At 70.2% G+C, this 17,933-nt stretch carries 19 protein-coding genes and 2 tRNA genes; 3 read left to right on the top strand and 18 right to left on the bottom strand.

The window, feature by feature from the left end; translation table 11 throughout:
• Window positions 1-270 precede the first annotated feature (270 nt).
• On the bottom strand, window positions 271-897 hold the full coding sequence (locus AC1DVI_RS27335; RefSeq protein WP_476960656.1) for an MSMEG_1061 family FMN-dependent PPOX-type flavoprotein: 627 nt from the start codon (window positions 895-897) through the stop codon (window positions 271-273).
• Window positions 898-980: 83 nt separating this feature from the next.
• Between AC1DVI_RS27335 and AC1DVI_RS27330 the strand changes: the two genes are divergently transcribed.
• The gene (locus AC1DVI_RS27330) at window positions 981-1,748 is read left to right on the top strand and encodes an AraC family transcriptional regulator (RefSeq protein WP_476960655.1); all 768 of its coding nucleotides are present in this window, start codon (window positions 981-983) and stop codon (window positions 1,746-1,748) included.
• A 102-nt stretch (window positions 1,749-1,850) separates the two neighbouring features.
• Here AC1DVI_RS27330 and AC1DVI_RS27325 read toward each other — a convergent pair.
• The 16 genes from AC1DVI_RS27325 to AC1DVI_RS27250 all read right to left on the bottom strand — a co-directional run bounded on the left by AC1DVI_RS27325 (window position 1,851) and on the right by AC1DVI_RS27250 (window position 14,575).
• Window positions 1,851-1,934 (bottom strand) — tRNA-Asp (locus AC1DVI_RS27325).
• 4 nt (window positions 1,935-1,938) lie between these two features.
• Window positions 1,939-2,014, bottom strand: a tRNA-Asn gene (locus tag AC1DVI_RS27320).
• A gap of 95 nt (window positions 2,015-2,109) precedes the next feature.
• On the bottom strand, window positions 2,110-2,484 hold the full coding sequence (locus AC1DVI_RS27315; RefSeq protein WP_035682866.1) for a response regulator: 375 nt from the start codon (window positions 2,482-2,484) through the stop codon (window positions 2,110-2,112).
• Between the two features lie 153 nt (window positions 2,485-2,637).
• Entirely contained in the window at window positions 2,638-4,080 is a 1,443-nt protein-coding gene (locus tag AC1DVI_RS27310) for a pilus assembly protein TadG-related protein (RefSeq protein ID WP_476960654.1), read from the bottom strand.
• Window positions 4,077-4,676: a TadE/TadG family type IV pilus assembly protein gene (locus AC1DVI_RS27305; RefSeq protein ID WP_476960653.1), complete on the bottom strand. Its 600-nt coding sequence runs from the start codon at window positions 4,674-4,676 to the stop codon at window positions 4,077-4,079. Before AC1DVI_RS27305 ends, AC1DVI_RS27310 begins: the two co-directional genes overlap by 4 nt.
• 5 nt (window positions 4,677-4,681) lie before the next feature.
• A complete protein-coding gene (locus tag AC1DVI_RS27300) occupies window positions 4,682-5,248 on the bottom strand; it encodes a TadE/TadG family type IV pilus assembly protein (RefSeq protein WP_476960652.1) in 567 nt (188 codons plus the stop codon).
• Between the two features lie 7 nt (window positions 5,249-5,255).
• Window positions 5,256-6,089: a tetratricopeptide repeat protein gene (locus AC1DVI_RS27295; protein WP_476960651.1), complete on the bottom strand. Its 834-nt coding sequence runs from the start codon at window positions 6,087-6,089 to the stop codon at window positions 5,256-5,258.
• Window positions 6,086-7,111 carry a type II secretion system F family protein gene (locus tag AC1DVI_RS27290; protein WP_476960650.1) on the bottom strand — a complete coding sequence of 342 codons (1,026 nt, stop codon included), beginning with the start codon at window positions 7,109-7,111 and terminating at the stop codon, window positions 6,086-6,088. Before AC1DVI_RS27290 ends, AC1DVI_RS27295 begins: the two co-directional genes overlap by 4 nt.
• Complete coding sequence (locus AC1DVI_RS27285) at window positions 7,108-8,073, bottom strand: type II secretion system F family protein (RefSeq protein ID WP_476960649.1); 966 nt, start codon at window positions 8,071-8,073, stop codon at window positions 7,108-7,110. Before AC1DVI_RS27285 ends, AC1DVI_RS27290 begins: the two co-directional genes overlap by 4 nt.
• Before the next feature lie 16 nt (window positions 8,074-8,089).
• Window positions 8,090-9,490 (bottom strand): CpaF family protein, encoded by a 1,401-nt coding sequence (locus tag AC1DVI_RS27280; RefSeq protein WP_476960648.1) that lies wholly within the window; start codon window positions 9,488-9,490, stop codon window positions 8,090-8,092.
• A complete protein-coding gene (locus AC1DVI_RS27275) occupies window positions 9,487-10,698 on the bottom strand; it encodes a CpaE/TadZ family protein (RefSeq protein WP_476960647.1) in 1,212 nt (403 codons plus the stop codon). Before AC1DVI_RS27275 ends, AC1DVI_RS27280 begins: the two co-directional genes overlap by 4 nt.
• Window positions 10,695-11,360, bottom strand: coding sequence for a CpaD family pilus assembly protein (locus AC1DVI_RS27270; RefSeq protein WP_476960646.1), 666 nt, complete (start codon window positions 11,358-11,360; stop codon window positions 10,695-10,697). The genes AC1DVI_RS27275 and AC1DVI_RS27270 overlap by 4 nt, the downstream gene beginning before the upstream one ends.
• A 23-nt stretch (window positions 11,361-11,383) precedes the next feature.
• Window positions 11,384-12,841, bottom strand: a complete 1,458-nt coding sequence (locus AC1DVI_RS27265) for a type II and III secretion system protein family protein (RefSeq protein ID WP_476960645.1) — start codon at window positions 12,839-12,841, stop codon at window positions 11,384-11,386.
• Between the two features lie 31 nt (window positions 12,842-12,872).
• Window positions 12,873-13,748, bottom strand: coding sequence for a Flp pilus assembly protein CpaB (gene cpaB, locus AC1DVI_RS27260; protein ID WP_476960644.1), 876 nt, complete (start codon window positions 13,746-13,748; stop codon window positions 12,873-12,875).
• Window positions 13,739-14,323: a prepilin peptidase gene (locus AC1DVI_RS27255; RefSeq protein ID WP_476960643.1), complete on the bottom strand. Its 585-nt coding sequence runs from the start codon at window positions 14,321-14,323 to the stop codon at window positions 13,739-13,741. Before AC1DVI_RS27255 ends, cpaB begins: the two co-directional genes overlap by 10 nt.
• 39 nt (window positions 14,324-14,362) lie before the next feature.
• On the bottom strand, window positions 14,363-14,575 hold the full coding sequence (locus tag AC1DVI_RS27250) for a Flp family type IVb pilin (RefSeq protein WP_476960642.1): 213 nt from the start codon (window positions 14,573-14,575) through the stop codon (window positions 14,363-14,365).
• A 721-nt stretch (window positions 14,576-15,296) separates the two neighbouring features.
• On the opposite strand from AC1DVI_RS27250, the gene AC1DVI_RS27245 reads away from it, so the two are divergent.
• Entirely contained in the window at window positions 15,297-16,466 is a 1,170-nt protein-coding gene (locus AC1DVI_RS27245; RefSeq protein ID WP_476960641.1) for a cytochrome-c peroxidase, read from the top strand.
• Here the strand turns inward: AC1DVI_RS27245 and AC1DVI_RS27240 are convergent.
• On the bottom strand, window positions 16,445-16,648 hold the full coding sequence (locus AC1DVI_RS27240) for a hypothetical protein (protein ID WP_476960640.1): 204 nt from the start codon (window positions 16,646-16,648) through the stop codon (window positions 16,445-16,447). The genes AC1DVI_RS27245 and AC1DVI_RS27240 overlap by 22 nt on opposite strands.
• On the opposite strand from AC1DVI_RS27240, the gene AC1DVI_RS27235 reads away from it, so the two are divergent.
• A complete protein-coding gene (locus AC1DVI_RS27235; protein ID WP_476960639.1) occupies window positions 16,641-17,921 on the top strand; it encodes an imelysin family protein in 1,281 nt (426 codons plus the stop codon). The genes AC1DVI_RS27240 and AC1DVI_RS27235 overlap by 8 nt on opposite strands.
• The last annotated feature ends 12 nt before the right edge of the window (window positions 17,922-17,933 follow it).

The raw sequence follows: 17,933 nt of genomic DNA, 5'->3' as shown, positions 1-17,933 counted from the left end.
CGCCGATGGTACTGCGTCTTAAGACGTGGGAGAGTAGGTCGCCGCCAGGTCACCACGGCACACGCCAAACCATCCAAGGACGTGGACGGAGCAGGGCTCAAACACACTTGACAATCGGCTTCATGAACGGCAAGGCCGGCGCTTTCCCCAGTGGGAGGCGCCGGCTTTTCGTCGTGTCTGGCCGTCGCTGCGGGCCCCCTCCCTAACCCTCCCCCGCCGAGGGCGGGGGAGGGGATCAAAAGGGCGATCGCCGGCGTCCCGCCCTGCGCCTCAGCCGTAGAGGTCGTTTCGCATCGCATGGTCGTAGCGCGCATCGATGACCGCGGCGGCGGAGGCGTCCTGCTTGGTCATGGCGGCGAGCATCTGGCCGGGGGTTGGGAGCACGCCACGCCCGATTCGCGATTCCGGAGCCCACAGCTTGGCCCGGTTCACCGCCTTTCCGCAGTGGAACAGCACCTCGTCCACGCTCACGACGATGGCCGTCTTGGGAATTTTCGTCCCCTCGGCGAGGCTGGCGCGGAGATCCGCATCGTCCGAGACGCGGCCATGCCCATTGATCCGCATGAAAACGTCCAGGCCGGGGAACAGGAACAGCATCCCCAAGCGGTCGTCCTCCAGCAGGTTGCGCATGGACTCGATCCGGTTGTTGCCCGGCCAGTCGGCGAAAGCGATGGTCTTGGCATCGAGCGCCTTGACGAAGCCCGGCGGGCCGCCGCGCGGCGAGGCGTCCAGACCGGTGGCGCGCCCGGTGGCGAGGCAGAAGAAAGTGGCCTTGGCAAGGTAATCGGCGTGGAAGGAGATCAACTCCGTCATGACCGCTTTCTGGACATGCTCCATGGGCGGGTCATAAAGCCGGTCGAGGTCGGGCGTGGGGGAGGGGGGATTCTGTGGGGGCATGGCTTTCTCCTGTCGCGAGCAGTCTAGCGGGGCACCGAAGGTGGCGCTAAGCTATGGCGGCCATTCGATAGCGGGTTGACGCCATGTCCGAAGAGCGGTTCGCCTTCGCCGCGAGTGATGCGCGCGACCCGATCATCGTCACCATCTACGAAACGCAGGCCGAACATCGCGCGCTGGGGCTGCACCGCCACCCGCGCGGACAGCTCTCCGGTCTGCGCCGCGGACTGCTCACCATCGGCACGGAGACGGGCACCTGGGTGGTTCCCGCCGAGCACGCGGTCTGGCTTCCGCCCCACCAGCCGCACCACGGCTACACCCACGGGGCTGTCGAGGGGTGGAGCTGCTACGTCACGGAAGCCGCCTGCGCGACGCTGCCGGACCGGCCCTGCATCATCAAGGTGTCCGGCCTGTTGCGCGAGGCGGTGCTCCGCGCCTCCGGATGGCAGGGGGTGGAACTGGACGAGGCGCAGTGGCGCCTTGCCATGGTCCTCCTCGACGAGTTCAGGGCGTCGCCCATCGATCCCTTCACCCTGCCGATGCCGCGCGATCCGCGCCTTCTGCGGATCGCGCGGGCCTTGCTCGACGATCCCGGGGATCGGCGCGGCATGGACGCCTGGGCCTCCTGGGCGGGCGTGTCCGAGCGGACGCTGAGCCGCCGCTTCGTGGCGGAGACCGGCTACAGCTACACCGTGTGGCGGCAGCGGGCGCGCTTGATGCGCGCGCTGGAGATGCTGGCCGAGGGCGTGCCGGTGACGACCGTCGCCATCGACCTCGGCTACGACAGCGTCAGCGCCTTCATCGCCGTGTTCAAGCGGACGCTGGGCGTGACGCCGTCGGCCTATTTCGGCTGAGCGGGATGGGGAAGGAACGGGTTGGTCTCAAACGACGCCTGAAACGACGAGGGGCCGCTTGATGAACAAGCGGCCCCCGTAGACACTGTCGTGCCCCGAAACTGGAGCGGGCGAAGGGATTCGAACCCTCGACCCGCGGCCTCCGGCGTGACAGGCCGGCGCTCTAACCAACTGAGCTACACCCGCAATATGGCTCCGGATGCTGGACTCGAACCAGCGACACGCGGATTAACAGTCCGCTGCTCTACCGACTGAGCTAATCCGGAACGGAGGCCGGCTTATACGGGTCCCAGCGGCGCAGCGCAAGCAGGAACTTCACCGGAGAGTGAACTTTTTTCGCTGCCACCCTCCGGCGGTCCGATCAGGCGACCCCGAGCAGGCTCTGCACCGCCCGGACGATGCTGTCCTCGGAGAAGGGCTTCTGGACGACGGACAACTGGCCCGGCTCCTCCTTGGGCAGGTTGTCGCTGTAGCCGGTGGTCACCAGGATGGGCAACTCGGGACGCTGCTCCTGCATGCGGGCGATCAGGCTGGTGCCGTCGAAATGCGGCATGCGCAGATCGGTGATCAGGATGTCGGCGGGATCGTTCTGGTCGATCTTGAAGGCATCGAACCCGTTGCGCCCGATGGTCACGCGGAAGCCGCGTTCCTCCAGGGTTTCGGCAATGGTGACCGCGACGACCGGGTCGTCTTCGGCGACGATCACATGGAAGGTCTGGGGGAAGGTCTGGGACATGACGGGCGGGCCTCTTGTCTGCACGGTCCCGAATCCTGTAGCCCATCGGGCGGCGGCGGACCAATGCGCAATAGGTCATAAACCGCCGTCTCCGCCATACCGCGCCCGGCCATGCTATCGGCCGATCAGCGCCAGCCGATCAGCGCCAGCCGATCAGCGGATGATCCGCAAATTGCTGAGCTGGCCGGCGATGGTGCGGAACACCGTCTGCAGGTCCGCCGGCGTCGGGCTGTCGAAATAGTGGTTCGGGCCGGGCGAGGCGCAGCTTTGGTAGAGCGTGCGGGTGGCGCTGCTGGCGCTGTCCCCGACGGTGATGGTGAACAGGGTGATCCCCGCCGCCTTCATGTTGCTGCACAGCGTCAACATGCGGTTGTCGATCGCCGTCGTCACCTGGTTGGGGTTGGTGGTGCCCAGCAGCCCGTCGCCGAGGCGCTGGTAGCTGGTGTAGTCGCCCTGCGGCTTGTACTTGTACCACTCGTTGTTGCCGTCGGTCAGCAGGACGACCGCCTTGGACATGTCGGGCGTTCCGTAATCGAGCGGCAGCGTGTTCGGCGTCGTGCCGCCCCACAGGCCGCGCCATTTCGGCGACAGGGTGAACCAGCCGGCCTGAAGCCCCTGGTTCGCCATGGTGCCGCCGCGGTTCACCGGCTTCAGCCCGGCGATCTTGGACAGCAGGGCCGACCGGTCGTTGGTCAGCGGCATGACCGGCGGCGGGCAGCCGAGGTTCGGACCGGCCATGTCGTTGGTCTGGCGGTAGGTGCCGTCATCGGTGATGTTGTTCGGGGTCCAGGGGTTGTCGTTGTTGTTCCCGCTGTACTGGTTGTTCGGGTACCAGAAAGGCTTGAAGGGCGCGGAGGCCGGCGGGGTATCGGTCTGGTCCTGTGGCTGGGTGCGGGCGAGAACGCAGCCGCGCCAGCCCTGGGAGGCCCATTTTGTGGCGTCGTAGCTGCCCGCCGCCAGCCAAGTGGTGCGTGTCTTGCCGATGTTGACCTCCGCCGCGTAGGGGGCGATGGAAACCCACAGGTTCTTCGGCGGCGTGCTGCCCGGCCCAAACAGGATGTTGACGAGGTCGGTGGCGGCGCTGCGCAGCTCCCCGATGCGGTTGTTGGTCGCCATGGAGCCGGTGACGTCGAGCACCAAGGCCAGCTCCAGACCGGCGTTGGCGCGCTGCACCTGGTTGGTGACGGAGATGGTGAGCTGGTTCACCCGCAGGACGCGCAGGAAGGTCGTCGGCAGCGTGGCGGTGACGGAGACGCCGACGCGCTGGTTCGTCTGGTCCAGGGTCACCGCCGGGGTGCCAATGGCCGCGCCGAGAAAGCCCGGCGGCAGGTTGGCCGCGACGAACATGGCGATGTCCCGCTGCGCCTCCGCAGAGGAGTTGAGCATCTTGCCGGCGGCCAGCGCCCCGGCATCGATGGCGGTCTGAAGCCGCGACTGCACCAGGAAGGCCCGCCCGTAATCCACCGCCAGCCCGACCATGCCCAGCAGCGGCACCGCGGCGGCGGCGAACATCAATGCGGTGGCGCCCCGCCGGTCCCGCCGCACCGCGTCCAAGGAGGTGAGCAAGCGGCCCGCAGAGTTGAGCACTATCCTCATGGCCCGGTCTCCAGCGTGGTGAGCGTGCCGAGCCGGGGCTGGTAGACGGCGCTGGCGTAGAGCGTCGTGGAGGTCCCGGCGTCGCCGAGCCATGGTCCGCTCAGCAGATAGGGGGTGAAGCGGTAGAACAGCTCGGTGAAGATGGCGTTGTCGCCGGGCTGCTGGGTGAAGCCGGGCGGCAGCGTGGCGACCCCGCCCGCGGCACCGAGGTGGCTGGCGGCGGAGCCGGTGCCGGCCCGTTGCTGCCACATCACCCGCGACCCCTGTCCCATGTTGGCGACCGAGCTGACGATCACCTGCCCGCCGGCCATCAGGTCCAGAGGTTGGGCGACCTCCGTCGCGGCGAGGAACAGCACGCCGACCTCGTTTCCCTTCACCACCGTCATGCCGGCGCGCAGCTTGTCGAACTGGGTGGCGATGTCGCTGACGTTGGCGGCGGTGCGGTTCAGGGTCAGGCTGATGCTGACGTAGCGGACCACGTCCACCGTCGCGGTGACCAGCAGCAGAAGGACGGGCGCCAGCAACGCCATTTCCAGCGCCGCGATGCCGCGCCGGTCGCGCAACGGATTTCGGCGGAATGGACGATATCCCGTCATGCCGGTCACTCCCCCACCATGAAGGGTTCGTTGCGCACGGCCAGCCGGGCTTCGTGGACCAGCTCCGCCCGGCCCAGCACCGTGGCGCCAAGCCCGGTCAGCACCGGCTGTGTGTAGCGCAGCGCGTAGACGACGACCTGCCCGCTGCCGCCCAGCGCCGCCCCGTTCTGCTTTGCGTCCCAGTTGGTGGAGCCGCAATTCAGGTCGGTCAGCGCGGTGGAGGGCGGAACCCCGCCGTTGACCTGCCCCAGCGTGGTGAAGGAGGCGTAGCTGTGGCTGCGCACCGACAGGCGGCTCTGGTCGAGCACCCGGGAGGTCAGCCGGCGCACCGTGTCGCAGACCTGGGCGCGACGGTCGGTGAAGCCGCTCGCCAGCTCCCCGGTGAAGCCGCTGCGGGCGGCGGCGCGGGCGGCGTGATTCAGCAGACCGTCCACGGTCAGCGAATAGGACACCTCGGCCAGCGCGATCATGCCCGCGATCAGCGCCGGAGAGACGATCGCCAGCTCCAGCGTGGTCAGGCCCCGGCGGTCACGCAGGGCACGGAGGAAAAGGCTGCGGTTGCGGCTAAGCATGACCGCCTCACGGTTTGAGGGCGACGAACTGGCGCGCCGTCTCGTAGAAGGCCAGGTTGGAACGCACGTTGGCGTCGTCGAGGTCGAGCCGGGCCACGCGGGCCGCCGCCTCCAGGTCGCCCTTAAGCCCATAGGCCAGCGCGAGGTTCTGGCGCACGCGGGGAGAGTCCACGCCGCCCTGGACCAGCCCCTCCAGGATCGCCACGCCCTCCGCGCTTCCGTTCAGCGCCAGCGACAGGCCAAGGTTGGCCATGGCCGTCATGTTGTTCGGCTCGGTCTTCAGGACGTGGCGGTATTCGGTCTGGGCCTCCGCGTGCCGCCCGGCGAGGTCGAGGGCGACGCCGCGGTTCAGACGGGCGCGCAGGTCGTCGTCGTTGCGGCGGAGCAGGGCGTCGAAGCGGTTCAACGCGTCGGCGGGACGGTTGGCGCGGACCAACGCGCGGCCCAGCGCCGTCTGCACCTCCACATTGTCGGGAACGGCGGCGGCGGCCTTCTGAAGCTCGACCACCGCGTCGGCGGCGGAGCCGCTCTCCGACAGGGTCTCGCCCAGCCCGAGCAGGGCGCCGACATGGCCCGGCGCCTGATCCAGCACCGCCCGGTAGAAGCGCACCGCGGAGCCGGCGTTGCCAGCCTCCTGCGCGGCGCGGGCGAGGCGGAGCTGCACGCGCGCCTTATCGTCCAGCGTGGCGTTGGCCGTCGGGCCGCTCTTCGACCCCACCGGCCCGCCGCCCGGCGCGCTGGCGCAGGCGCTGACCGACAGCAGCAGCAGGGCGGCCGCCGCGGCACGGCCCAGACCGGAAAGACGCTTCCCGGACGGGAGAAGGGACGGGGTGGCGATCATGGCTGACCTCCCTTGGTCTGGCTGTGGGGCGGGTTGGAAGGGGACTGGCTGGAATGGGTCTGCTGGCCGGTGCCGGCGCTGTCGAAGCTGCGCGAGACGTCGAGCATGGCGGGGCCGCCGACGACGATGAAGACGCAGGGCAGGATGAAGACCACCATGGGCAGGGTGAGCAGCACCGGCAGGCGGGCCGCCTTCTCCTCGAACCGGGCGAGGCGCTGGGCGCGCATCTCCCCGGCCAGGACGCGCAGCGCCTGGGCCAGCGGCGTGCCGTAGCGCATGGCCTGGATCAGCGTCGTCGCCATGCCGCGCACGCCCTCCATGTCCAGCCGGGCGGCCAGATTGTTGAGCGCGCCGCCGCGGTCGGACAGCACGCGCATCTCCGCCGCGGTGGCCGACAGCTCGGCGCTCAGCGCCGGGTAGGCGGTCGCCACCTCGCGGGCCACGCGGTCGACCGCCGCTTCCAGGCCGAGGCCGGCCTCGCCGCAGATCACCAGCAGGTCGAGGGCGTCGGGCAGGCCGTTGCGCACCTCCTCCAGCCGGCGGTCGCGCATCCGGCCCAGGGCCAGATCGGGCAGCCGCCAGCCGAGCAGGGCGCCGGCCACCACCTGCGCGGCGGCGCCCGGCGCGCCGATCAGCGACGGCAGCATGTCGCCAGCCGCCGCCGGGACCAGCGCCATCCCGGCGCCGATGCACAGCAGCTTGATGCCGAGCAGGGAATAGAGGTGGCCGGGCTGGGTGTAGCCGGCGGCGACTAGGCTCTTGCGCATCCGCTCCCGGTCGGCGGACCCGACCAACGGCGTGCGGGCCAGCCAAGCGCCGATCCGGCTCAGCAGGCTGCGACGCTCCGTCTCCGGCAGGGCGGACGGCGCGGTTCCGGCGCGCAGGCGCTCCAGCCGGGCCAGCAGCCGCTCGCGCAGCACGCAGGAGCGCAGCCCGGCCACCCCGGTCAGGATCATCAGAACGCCGAAGCCGAGAAGGACCGGCTGCGGGATCAGGCCGCCGCTCATGAGGCCACCGCTCATGACAGGGTCCTCCGGATGAGGAGCTGCATGGAACCGACGCCGACCAGCAGCAGCCCGCCCGCCACCGCCAGCATCGTCTGGCCGCTCGGCTCGTCGATCAGCCGCATCGCGTAGTCGGGGTTCAGCATCGCCATGCCGCCGCCGGCCAGGAAGGGCAGGGCGGCCAGCACGGCGGCGGAGCTGCGCGCCTCCGACGTCAGGGCGCGGGTGCGCATCTGCACGCGGCGGCGCTGGCGGATCATGTCGGCCAGATTCTCCAGCGGCTCCGTCAGGTTGCCGCCGGTCTCCCGCTGCAGCAGAAGGGTGACGACGAAGAAGCGGAACTCCGGCAGGCGGACGTTGGCGGCGGCGCGGGACAGCACGGTCTCCAGGTCGATGCCCATCGCCGTCTCGTCGACGATGCGGCGGAACAGCGGGGCGATCGGCTCCGACAGCTCGGTGCCGACCATGCGCAGGCTTTCCGAGACCGGGATGCCGGCGCGGGTGGCGCGGACGACGAGGCTGATCGCGTCGGGAAGCTGGTTCATCAGCGCTTCCAGCGTCTTGCGGCGGCTGGCGGCGAAGACCACGCGCGGGGTGACCAGCAGGGCCACGGCGGCGGCGGTCGTGGCGCCCGCCTCGCCCAGCACCGGCCCGCCCAGCCACCAGCACAGAGCGGCGGCGATCACGGCATACAGCAGCGCCCGCCACAGCCGGATGCCCGGCGGCAGATAGACGGTCTGGCGCCGCGCGTAGAAGCGCGACATGCGCCGCTTCACCCGGTCGGCGAGGGTCAGGGAGCCGGCGCCGGTGATGTCGGGGCTGCCGTCCTCCGTCACCGTCCGCGCTTCCGCCGACAGGGCGGCCAGCCGGCGGCGCAGCGCCGTGTGGCGGCGGAACGCGCGCAGGGTGGAGAGGGCGAAGAGCAGCGTCCCGACGCCGAGGAGGAGGGTGGCGAGCTGAAGGGCCTGGATGCGGTCCATCGCGTATCCCCCCGTCTCAGAGGCCGGTGGTGGCGGCGTTCCAGGCCGCCTCCTGCCCGAAATAGGCCAGCCGCTCGGCGAAGCGCGGGCGCAGGCCGGTGGCGGCGTAGCGCCCCTCCAGGATGCCGTCGCGGTTCTCGCCGCGGAATTCGAAGGTGAAGAGGTCCTGGGTCAGGATCACGTCGCCCTCCATGCCGACCAGCTCGGTGACGTGGGTGATGCGGCGCACGCCGTCGCGCATGCGCTGGACCTGGACGATGACGTGCACCGCCCCGGCGATCTGCTGGCGGATGGCCCGGCTGGGCAGGCTCATCCCGGCCATCAGCACCATGTTCTCGACGCGGCTCAGCGCGTCGCGCGGGTTGTTGGCGTGGATGGTCGACATCGACCCGTCATGGCCGGTGTTCATGGCCTGGAGCATGTCGAAGGCCTCCGCCCCGCGGACCTCGCCGATGATGATGCGGTCGGGCCTCATGCGCAGGGCGTTGCGGACGAGGTCGCGCTGCGTCACCTGCCCCTGGCCCTCCAGGTTGGGCGGGCGCGTCTCCAGCCGCACGACGTGGGGCTGCTGGAGCTGGAGTTCGGCGGCGTCCTCGATGGTGATGACGCGCTCGGTCGCCTCGATGGGGCGGGACATGGCGTTGAGCAGCGTCGTCTTGCCCGAGCCGGTGCCGCCGGAGATGATCACGTTCAGCCGGCAGCGCCCGATGATCTCCAGCGCGCGGGCCATCGGTTCCGACAGGCTGCGGAACTCCACCAGCTCGCGGAAGCCGATGGTGCGGCGGGCGAATTTGCGGATGGAGATGCAGGCGCCGTCGAGCGCCAGCGGCGGCACGATGATGTTGACGCGGCTGCCGTCGGCCAGCCGGGCGTCGACCATGGGGCTGGATTCGTCCACCCGCCGTCCGACCGCCGAGGCGATGCGCTGCGCGATGTTCAGCAGGTGCCCGGCGTCGCGGAAGCGCACCGGCATCTCCACCAGCTTGCCGCGCTGCTCGGCGAAGGTGCGGGAGGGGCCGTTGACCATGATGTCGGTGATCGCGTCGTCGGCCAGCAGGGGCTCCAGCGGCCCCAGCCCGATCATGTCGTGGACCAGCTCCGTCGCCAGCGTGGCCTGCTCGCGCCCGTTCAACTGGCTGCGGCTGGTGGTGGCGATGTCGTCGATCAGCCGCTCGACCAGCGGGCGCAGAGTCTCCGCCGGCATGTCGGCAATGGTCGCCGGGTCGATGCGGGCCAGCACTTGGGAACGGATGTCGTTCAGCGAGCGGTTGACCGGGCGCAGCGCGGCCGGCGGCGGCGGGATGGGCGCCGCTGCCGCCGGGGCCGGCGCGGCGGCGGGCTTCGGCTCCTCGGGCGGCGGGCTCGTCGCCACGGACAGGGAGGGGGGTGCGGCCTTGCGGCCGAACAGCGTGCTCATCGCCGCACCCAGCGGCGGAACAGGCCGTCCTGGGCGGCGGGCTGCCCGGCGACGTCGGCGCCCAGCCGCTCCATGGCCTCGCGGAAGCGGCGGCAGTGGCGAAAGGCCGGCTCGCCGACGCCTGCGGCGACGGCCAGCGGCACCGGGCGGTAGGGCAGGGCGTGTTCCGGCGGTTCGCCCAGCGTGCGCATCAGGTCCGCCGCAGGAAGCTCCCCAGGGGCGCCGCGCCGGTTCAGGACGGTGACGAGCCGCCCGCCGCCGGCCCGCCGCGCGATGGCGGCGCGCAGCCGCACCAGATCGCGCAGCCCCGCGACGCTGGCGTCGCCGACCAGAACGGCGATGGAGGCCGCCTCCAGTGCGGCGCGGGCGGCCCCGCCCTGGGCGCGGCCGGCGTCCACGACGACGTAGTTGTGGCGGGCCTGGAGCCGGTTCAGCACCGACAGGGCGGCGGTCGGCGCGATGTCGATCACGTCCTCCACCGGCTCCTCCGCCGCCAGGACGGAGAGGCGGTCGGAGGCGGCGACCATGGCGCGCTCCATGAACACGTCGTCAACCCGGTCGGGCGCCTCGACCGCCTCGCGCAGCGCCGGCTCGGGCCGCAGGTTGAGGGCCAGCGCCACCGTGCCGTTCTGCAGGTCGAGGTCGATCAGCGCCGTGCGTCCGCGCGCCCCATCGGCCAGCCAGCAGCCCAGATGCACCGCCACCGTGGTCGCACCCACGCCGCCGCGCGCGCCGACCACCGCCACCAGCTTGCCCAGCCGGCCCGCCGCCTCGTCCGCCGCGGCGCCGGCGCCGGCGGCGCGCAGCGCGCCCTCCAGCAGGTCGCGGGACAGCGGCTTGAACAGGTAGTCGCTGACCCCGATCCGCCGCAGGTCGCGGTAGAGGCCGATGTCGTTGCTGTCGCCGACCGCGATGACCCGCACCGACGGGTCGCAGACCCCGGCCAGCGCCTCCATGGCGGCCAGCGGCTCGGCGACGCCGGACAGATCGACGAGCAGCAGGTCGGGCGAGCGCTGGCGTGCCAGGTCGCGGGCGGCGCTGCGGATGTCGCCGGTCCGCACCTCGCAGGGCAGCAGGGACGGTGCGGTGCGGGTCAGCAGGGCGGCGCTGGCCGCGTCGGCGACGTAGGCGAGCAGGCGGGGACCGGTGCCGCGGGCGGCGTCGGCCGGCGACGGCGCATCGCCGAGAAGGGTGGCGAGCAGGCTCATTGGTCCTCCTGGCTTCCGTTCAGGGCGGGGGCCAGCAGGAAGGCGCTGGTGCTGTTCCCCTTCACGAAGGGCTTCACCTTGTCGGCGCGGTAGCGCTGGACGGCGCCGGCCATGCGCTGGCCGTCGGCCGGCACGGTCTCGCGGCCCTGCACGAGGTCGCGCGGATCGGCCAGCATCAAAGCGAGGTTGCGCTGGTTGCTGCAGCCCAGAGCCTCGGTCGGGCTGTTCTGGTACCAGCCGTTGTAGATGTCGCTCCACGCCCCGCAGTCCGGGGCCAGCGCGACATAGGTGGTCACCTGGAGCGCCGGGGCGCCGGTCTGGTCGGGGGCGAAGGTGACGTTCTCCGCCGGCACCCCGGCCCCGCCCAGCAGGGAGGCGACGGCGGCCCGCGCCGGGGGGGCCAGCAGCGGACCGGTGACCGTCACGTGGGGGGTGGTGTCGCGGCCGAGCCCGGCCACCGTGCGGACCACGCGGGCGCGCTCCTCCGCCGCGATGGCGCCGCTGCGCGGGTCGATGGCGAAGGGGACGGTGTTGCCGATGGCCCTCACGGCGGGTACTTGGGCGGTGGGCATCGGCGGGGGCGTCTGCGGCACGGCGCAGCCGCCCAGCAGACCCGTGAGGAGTGGCAGAAGCAGCATCGGCGTTCGCATGGCTCTGGGCATGGCGCTGTGCTCCGCGAAAGGGGTCATTGGAGGGTGAAGCCGGCGTCGCCGTGCAGGCGGGTGGCGCCAGGGCCGATGGCGATAGGGGCGGCGGAAGTGGGGGCGCCGCCGCCCGGCGGGGGCTGGAGGCTCTGCGCGCGGTTCAGGAAGATGCGTTCCACGTCGGTCGCCGCGACGAAGCCGTCGGTTGGGGCGGACAGGGCGTTGGCGGCGGACACCGGGCGGACGAGATAGGGGGTCACGACGATGACCAGCTCCGTCTCGTTGCGGCGGAACTTGCTGGAGTGGAACAGCGCCCCCAGCACCGGCACGTCGCCCAGCCCCGGCACGGCGTCCAGCGTCGCCGTGGTGTTGTTCTGAAGCAGGCCGGCGATGGCGAAGCTCTGCCCGCTGGCCAGCTCGATGGTGGTCTCGGCGCGGCGCACCGACAGGCCGGGGATGCGGATGGAGTCGACCACGACGGCGCCGTTGTTGGTCAGTTCGCTGACCTCCGGGCGCACGCGCATGCTGATCTGGCCGCCGCCCAGTACGGTGGGGGTGAAGTCCAGGCTGACGCCGTACTTCTTGAACTGGATGGTGGTGGTGCGGTCGTACTGGGCGACCGGGATGGGGAACTCGCCGCCGGCCAGGAAGCTGGCCGTCTCGCCGGACAGGGCGGTCAGGTTCGGTTCGGCCAGCACGGTGATCAGCCCGTCCTCTGCCAGCGCGTCCACCACCGTGTTGATGTCCACCCGGCCGTTGCTGGAGCGGTAGCTGCCGCCGAAGGAGTTGGTGGGGGGAATGGCGCGGATCAGATTGCCGGCGGCGTCCAGGATGGGGCGCCCGGTGGCGATCCCAAAGGCGAAGGAGCCGATGTTGAACATGCTCTCGAAATTGACGCCCAGCTCCTTGGTCACCTGGCGCGACACCTCGGCCACACGGACGCGCAAGTTCACTTGGGCGGGGGAGGCGACGGTCAGGCGGTTGGTGACGGTCTGCCCCTGCCCGACGTAGCGTTCGGCCAGCTCGACCATCTGTCGCGCCGTGGCGGGGGAGGAGACGGTGCCGGTCAGCGTGATGCCGTTGCCGGTGCTCTGCACGTCGATGGCGGCGTTGGGCACCTGGGCGACCAGCTTCGACCGCAGGTCGCCGATGGGCATGGTGACGACGACGCTGAAGGAGGCGAGCGGCTTGTTGTCCGCCGATAGGGCGTAGACGCTGGCCCGCCCCGGCGTCTTGGCAACGATGAAGAAGGCCTGCGGGCCGGAGGCCTGCACGTCGGCGATCTCCGGGGCGGAGGTGAAGACGCTGGCCGCCGGGGCTGGCAGGTTGACCGGCTGTCCGCCGCCGACCTCCAGCGTGATCTCGCGGGGGCGCTGCTGCGACTGGGATTGCTGCGCCTGGGCGGGCGATGCGGCCAGCGTCGCGAACAGTCCGGCCAGGAGGGCCGCCCCCATGAAGGCTGCGGCCCGGCCCATGGTGGTTGTGGTGGTCATCGTCATGAGTTCGTCCCCCCTGGGTCGGCGCGCCGGTTCAGCGTTCGAGTGTTTCCGTCTTGGAACCGCGGATGATGAGCAGCGCCGGGCGGCGGGCGGGCGCCTCCGCGCTGTGGGCCGCGGGAAGCTGGCGCAGGGCGGGCGACACGTCCTCGGCCCAGGTCGGGGCGGAGGCGGGTTCCGATTCCCCGGCGGCGAGAACGGTCTCGTCGGCGAGCAGGCTGCGCAGCGCCAGCGAGAGCTTGCCCATGGTGGCGGCGACGGTGACCGTCTCGCTCTGACGGGCGGTGACCTCCAGCGTCACGGTGCGGGGGATGCGCCCGTCCGGCCCGTTCTTCATCATGCCCGCCTCGCCGAGTTGCTGGTCGATGGCGATGACGCGCAGGTTCTGGAGCACGGTCTCGCCGACCGCCCGGCTGCGCAGGTCGCGCCCCGCGTGGGATTCGAAATTCTGGGTCAGGATCAGATCCACGCGGTCGCCGGGCCAGATCAGCCCGCCGGTCGCGCTGACCGCGTCCACCGCCACCGAGACGGCGCGGCTGCCCGGTGACAGGACGGCGGCGAGGAAGCCGCGCTCCCCCGGCGCCACGATGTGGCCGGCCATGATCGGCTCGCCCGACGCGAAGGACCGGCGGGTGACGGCGCCGCTGTAGGCGCTTTCCGCCACGCGGCCCCGCACCATGTAGCCATCGCCCAGACGGCCCGGCGGCCAGGGCTCCCAGCGCAGATCCTCGGCGCGCAGAAGCATGCCGGTGGAGATCGGGCGGGCGGCGACCAGCACGGAGTCCATGGGCGCCTGGGGCGCCGGGACCGCGACGGCGGCGGTCGGGGCCGGCAGCATCGAGAAGGAGACGTAGCCAACCAACGACAGCCCGACGAGCAGCAGGGACAGGAAAAGCACTCTCAGAACCATGCCGCTCCTCCGGTGGGGTTGGAGAGGGTGAGCAGCCCGCCGGCGGCCAGGGCGACGCCGTAGGGGACGGAATGGCGGGTGGCGATGCGGTGCGCCTCGGCCGCCAGGAGATGGGCCATGATGCGGGCCGGCAGACGGGCCGGGCCGGAACGCCTGCCGAAGCGGCGCAGCAACCGGCGCGCCGGGCTCGCGTTGCGCAGGGCCAGCCACCCGGCGAGATAGAGAAGGGAGAGCAGCCCGCCGGCCAGCGCGGTGGCGGTCGCGAAGGCGGCGGCCCGCTCCACCCCGACCAGCAGCAGGATGGCCGAGGCCAGCTTCACATCCCCGCCGCCCAGCCAGCCCCGCCCGTGCAGGACGCACAGGACGAGGAACAGCGTGGCGGCGGCGGCAAGGCTGACCCAGGGAAAGGGGCCGCCCTGCCACAACGGAAGCGCGAGGCCGAGGGTGGCGAGGAGGATGGCCGCCGTGTCCGGAATGATGCGCCGGCACAGGTCGTCCGCCGCCGCCCAGCCCAGCGCAAGCCCCGCCATGGGCAGTGCCAGGGAGAGGGGATCGAAGAGCGCGATCGTATCCATGGCGGGGCTTTGCGTGGGAGGGAGGAGGGGTGGCGGCGCTTACGGAATGGTCGTCGAGGTGCCGCTGACCGTGGTGCCGATCCCGGTGAACAGGGTGCTGACGTTGGTGCCGAAGGTGCGGGCGCCGCCGATGATGACGAGTGCGACGAGCGCCGCCGCCAGACCGTATTCGAGGGCCGTGATGCCCTTGCGGTCCTTGGTCGCGGCCTGGAGCGGGGAAATGACGGCGCGGATGTTGGCGAACAGGGTCATTGATGGTCTCCGTTGATAATTGTGATACGAAGGGTTTTCGCTTCGACGTAGTGAAGCGGAGAGGATTGATTACTGATTTTTAGAGAATGCACGGCGTCTGTGATTTGAAGGATGTCGAAGCTCGGTATTTTAATAAACCTATCGATAGGGGTAGTCCGGCGGGCCGAGGCCGTTGTCCCCGCAGTCCGCAGCACAATTTTCCGCGCCGTTTTCAGGCAAAGCGCGGGTGACGCCATGTGTGGAAGAGTCGCGCCAAAGAAACGGGAAGGAGAGCGCCGTGCGGAGGCGTGGATAACGAACGGGTTGCTTTGAAAGAAAATGATTAGAATTTAAAGTGATTATCGGACTATGCGGGGATTGTGCCGACGCCGGGGTTACCGCTCCCTTCGCGGCGCGCGGAGCATTTGGAATCCCGACGGTGGTGCCGCCTCGCCCCGGAATGGCGGCAAGCCCACCGGTTGGCGAAGCAGAGTCGGTAGCCGGGTCGGGGTACCCTTTTCCGTCATGCCGAAGCGCCCGGACCGGATCGTCCATCCGGGAACGGGGCCGGACGAATGGGGCGAGGTGTTAATCCCGCCGGTCCTACGACCAGTGGCAATAGGTCGCACGTTCGTGATAATGAGAATAACTATCATCCAGGCCGAAGGGCATGGATACTGACCGGCAGGCCCCGCCATGGATTGCCGCCGCGGGCCACCGCCGTCAAGGAGCGAGAGTCAGGATGTCATTGTTCGGCAAATATGTCGCGCCGGCCGCGGCGCTGTCCGCCCTGTTGATCGCCGGTGGCTCCAGCTTGGCCGCAGATCCGGCAGAGATCCAGAAGGCAGAGATTCAGAAGGCCAAGGCCGAGCTGGGCAAGGCGCTGTTCTTCGACAACAACCTGTCCTCCACGCGCAGCCAGTCCTGCGCGACCTGCCACAATCCGGAGTTCGGCTTCGCCGACCCGCGCGGCGCGGCGTCGCTGGGGGCCGACGGCAAGTCGCTGGGCGACCGCAACGCGCCGACCGCCGCCTACGCCCATCTCGCCCCGCGCTTCGGCTTCAAGGCCAGCGGGGTTCCCTTCGGCGGGCAGTTCCACGACGGCCGGGCGGCCACCCTCCAGGAGCAGGCCGGCGGGCCGCCGCTGAACCCCGCCGAGATGGCCATGGCCTCCAAGGCGGAGGTGCAGGGGCGGTTGAAGGAGAACGCCGACTACGCGCGGAGCTTCGTCGCCCTCTATGGCGCGGGCGTGCTGGACGACGCCGAGCAGGCCTACGACGCGATGACCGACAGCATCGCCGCCTTCGAGACGACCGACGTCTTCTCGCCCTTCGATTCCAAGTACGACCGTTATCTGCGCGGCGAGTACAAGATGACCGGCGAGGAGGAACTGGGGATGACCCTGTTCTTCTCGCAGCAGTTCACCAACTGCAACGTCTGCCACAAGCTGAACGCCATGCCGGCGGCGGCGAACGAGGTCTTCACCAACTACGAGTACCACAACATCGGCGTTCCGGTGAACGCGGAGCTGCGGGCGGCCAACGGGGTGGCGGCGACTCACATCGACCGCGGGCTGGCCGAGAATCCGGCGCTGAAGGGCCAGAAGGCGCATGAGGGGAAATTCAAGACGCCGACCCTGCGCAACGTCGCGGTGACCGGCCCCTACATGCACAACGGCGTCTTCAAGGACTTGGAGACCGTCGTCCGCTTCTACAACAAGTACAACAGCACCAGGCCGGCGGACCAGATCAACCCGGAGACCGGCAAGCCCTGGGGCAATCCGGAAATCGCCGCCACCGTCTCCATCAAGGAGCTGGAGGAGGGCCCGGCGCTCGACGACCGCCGAATCAAGGCGCTGGTTGCCTTCATGAAGACGCTGACCGATGCCCGCTACGAACCGCTGGTGAAGTGAGCGCGGGCAGGTGGGGCCGCCGCGATGGCCCCGCCGTCCGCCGCAAATTCGGCAATGCGCAGCCTGCTCGGCAATTGCATCTTGACAATAAAAGTGATTAGCGGCGCATGTTGAGAATGCTTCGCACTTTCATGGCTCTCACGCCAACGATCACCGACGCTTGAGGAGACCTTCATGTTCAAGCACGCCTCCGGCCTTGCCGCCGCGGCTCTCATCGCGCTGGCGCCGCTCGCCGCCGACGCCCAGTCGTCCAAGCCCGCCTACAAGGACGTGGTGAAGACCTACGCCGACATCGCCCAGGCCAGCTACGAGGACTCCGCCAGCACCGCCAAGGCGCTGAAGAAGGCCGTCGACGCGCTGGTGGCCAACCCGTCGGAGGCGACGCTGGCCGCCGCCCGCACGGCGTGGCTGAACGCCCGCGTCCCCTACATGCAGACCGAGGCCTTCCGCTTCGGCAACCCGATCGTCGACGAGTGGGAGGGCAAGGTCAACGCCTGGCCGCTGGACGAGGGCCTGATCGACTATGTGGACGACGGCTACGCCGGCGGCGACAGCAACCCGTTCGCCAAGGCCAACGTGATCGCCAACCCGAAGATCAAGGCCGGCGACAAGACCATCGACGCCCGCAAGATCACCAAGGAATTGCTGGCCGACAAACTGCACGAGGCCGGCAAGGTCGAGGCCAACGTGGCGACCGGCTACCATGCCGTCGAGTTCCTGCTGTGGGGCCAGGACCTGAACGGCACGGGTCCGGGGGCCGGTGACCGCAAGGCGACCGACTACGCCAAGGGTAAGGACTGCACCAACGGCAACTGCGACCGCCGCGCCCAGTTCCTGACCGTCGCCACCCAGATGCTGGTCGAGGATCTGGAGGAGATGGCCAAGGCCTGGGGCGCCAAGGGCAAGGCCCGCGCCTCCGTCGCCAAGGCCAAGGAGTCGGAGGGCGTCGCCCGCATCCTGACCGGCCTCGGCAGCCTCAGCTACGGCGAGCTGGCCGGCGAGCGCATGAAGCTCGGCCTCATGCTGCACGATCCGGAGGAGGAGCATGACTGCTTCTCCGACAACACCCACAACTCGCACTATTACGACCAGATCGGCATGGTCAACGTCTACAGCGGCCGCTACACCCGCGTGGACGGCAAGGTCGTGACCGGCCCGTCGCTGTCGCAGTATGTCGCCGCCACCGCGCCGGAGGCCGACGCCAAGGTGAAGGAGGCGATGACCGCCACCACCGCCGCGATGAAGGTCATGAAGGACACGGCCGACAGCGGCAAGATGGCCTACGACCAGATGATCGGCACCGACAACGCCGAGGGCAACGCGATCGTCTCGACCGCGGTGGACCGTCTGGTCGACCAGAAGAAGGCCCTGGAAGGCGTCGTCGCCGCCCTGGGCGTCTCGGTCGAGCTGGAAGGTTCGGACAGCCTCGACAACCCGTCGGCCGTCGGTAAGTAAGGCGTCGGCAAG

The organism is Azospirillum sp. P4_B5 (genome assembly GCF_056402275.1).
The sequence above is the reverse complement of the archived record's forward strand: the minus strand, read 5'-3'. Positions and strand labels throughout refer to the sequence as shown.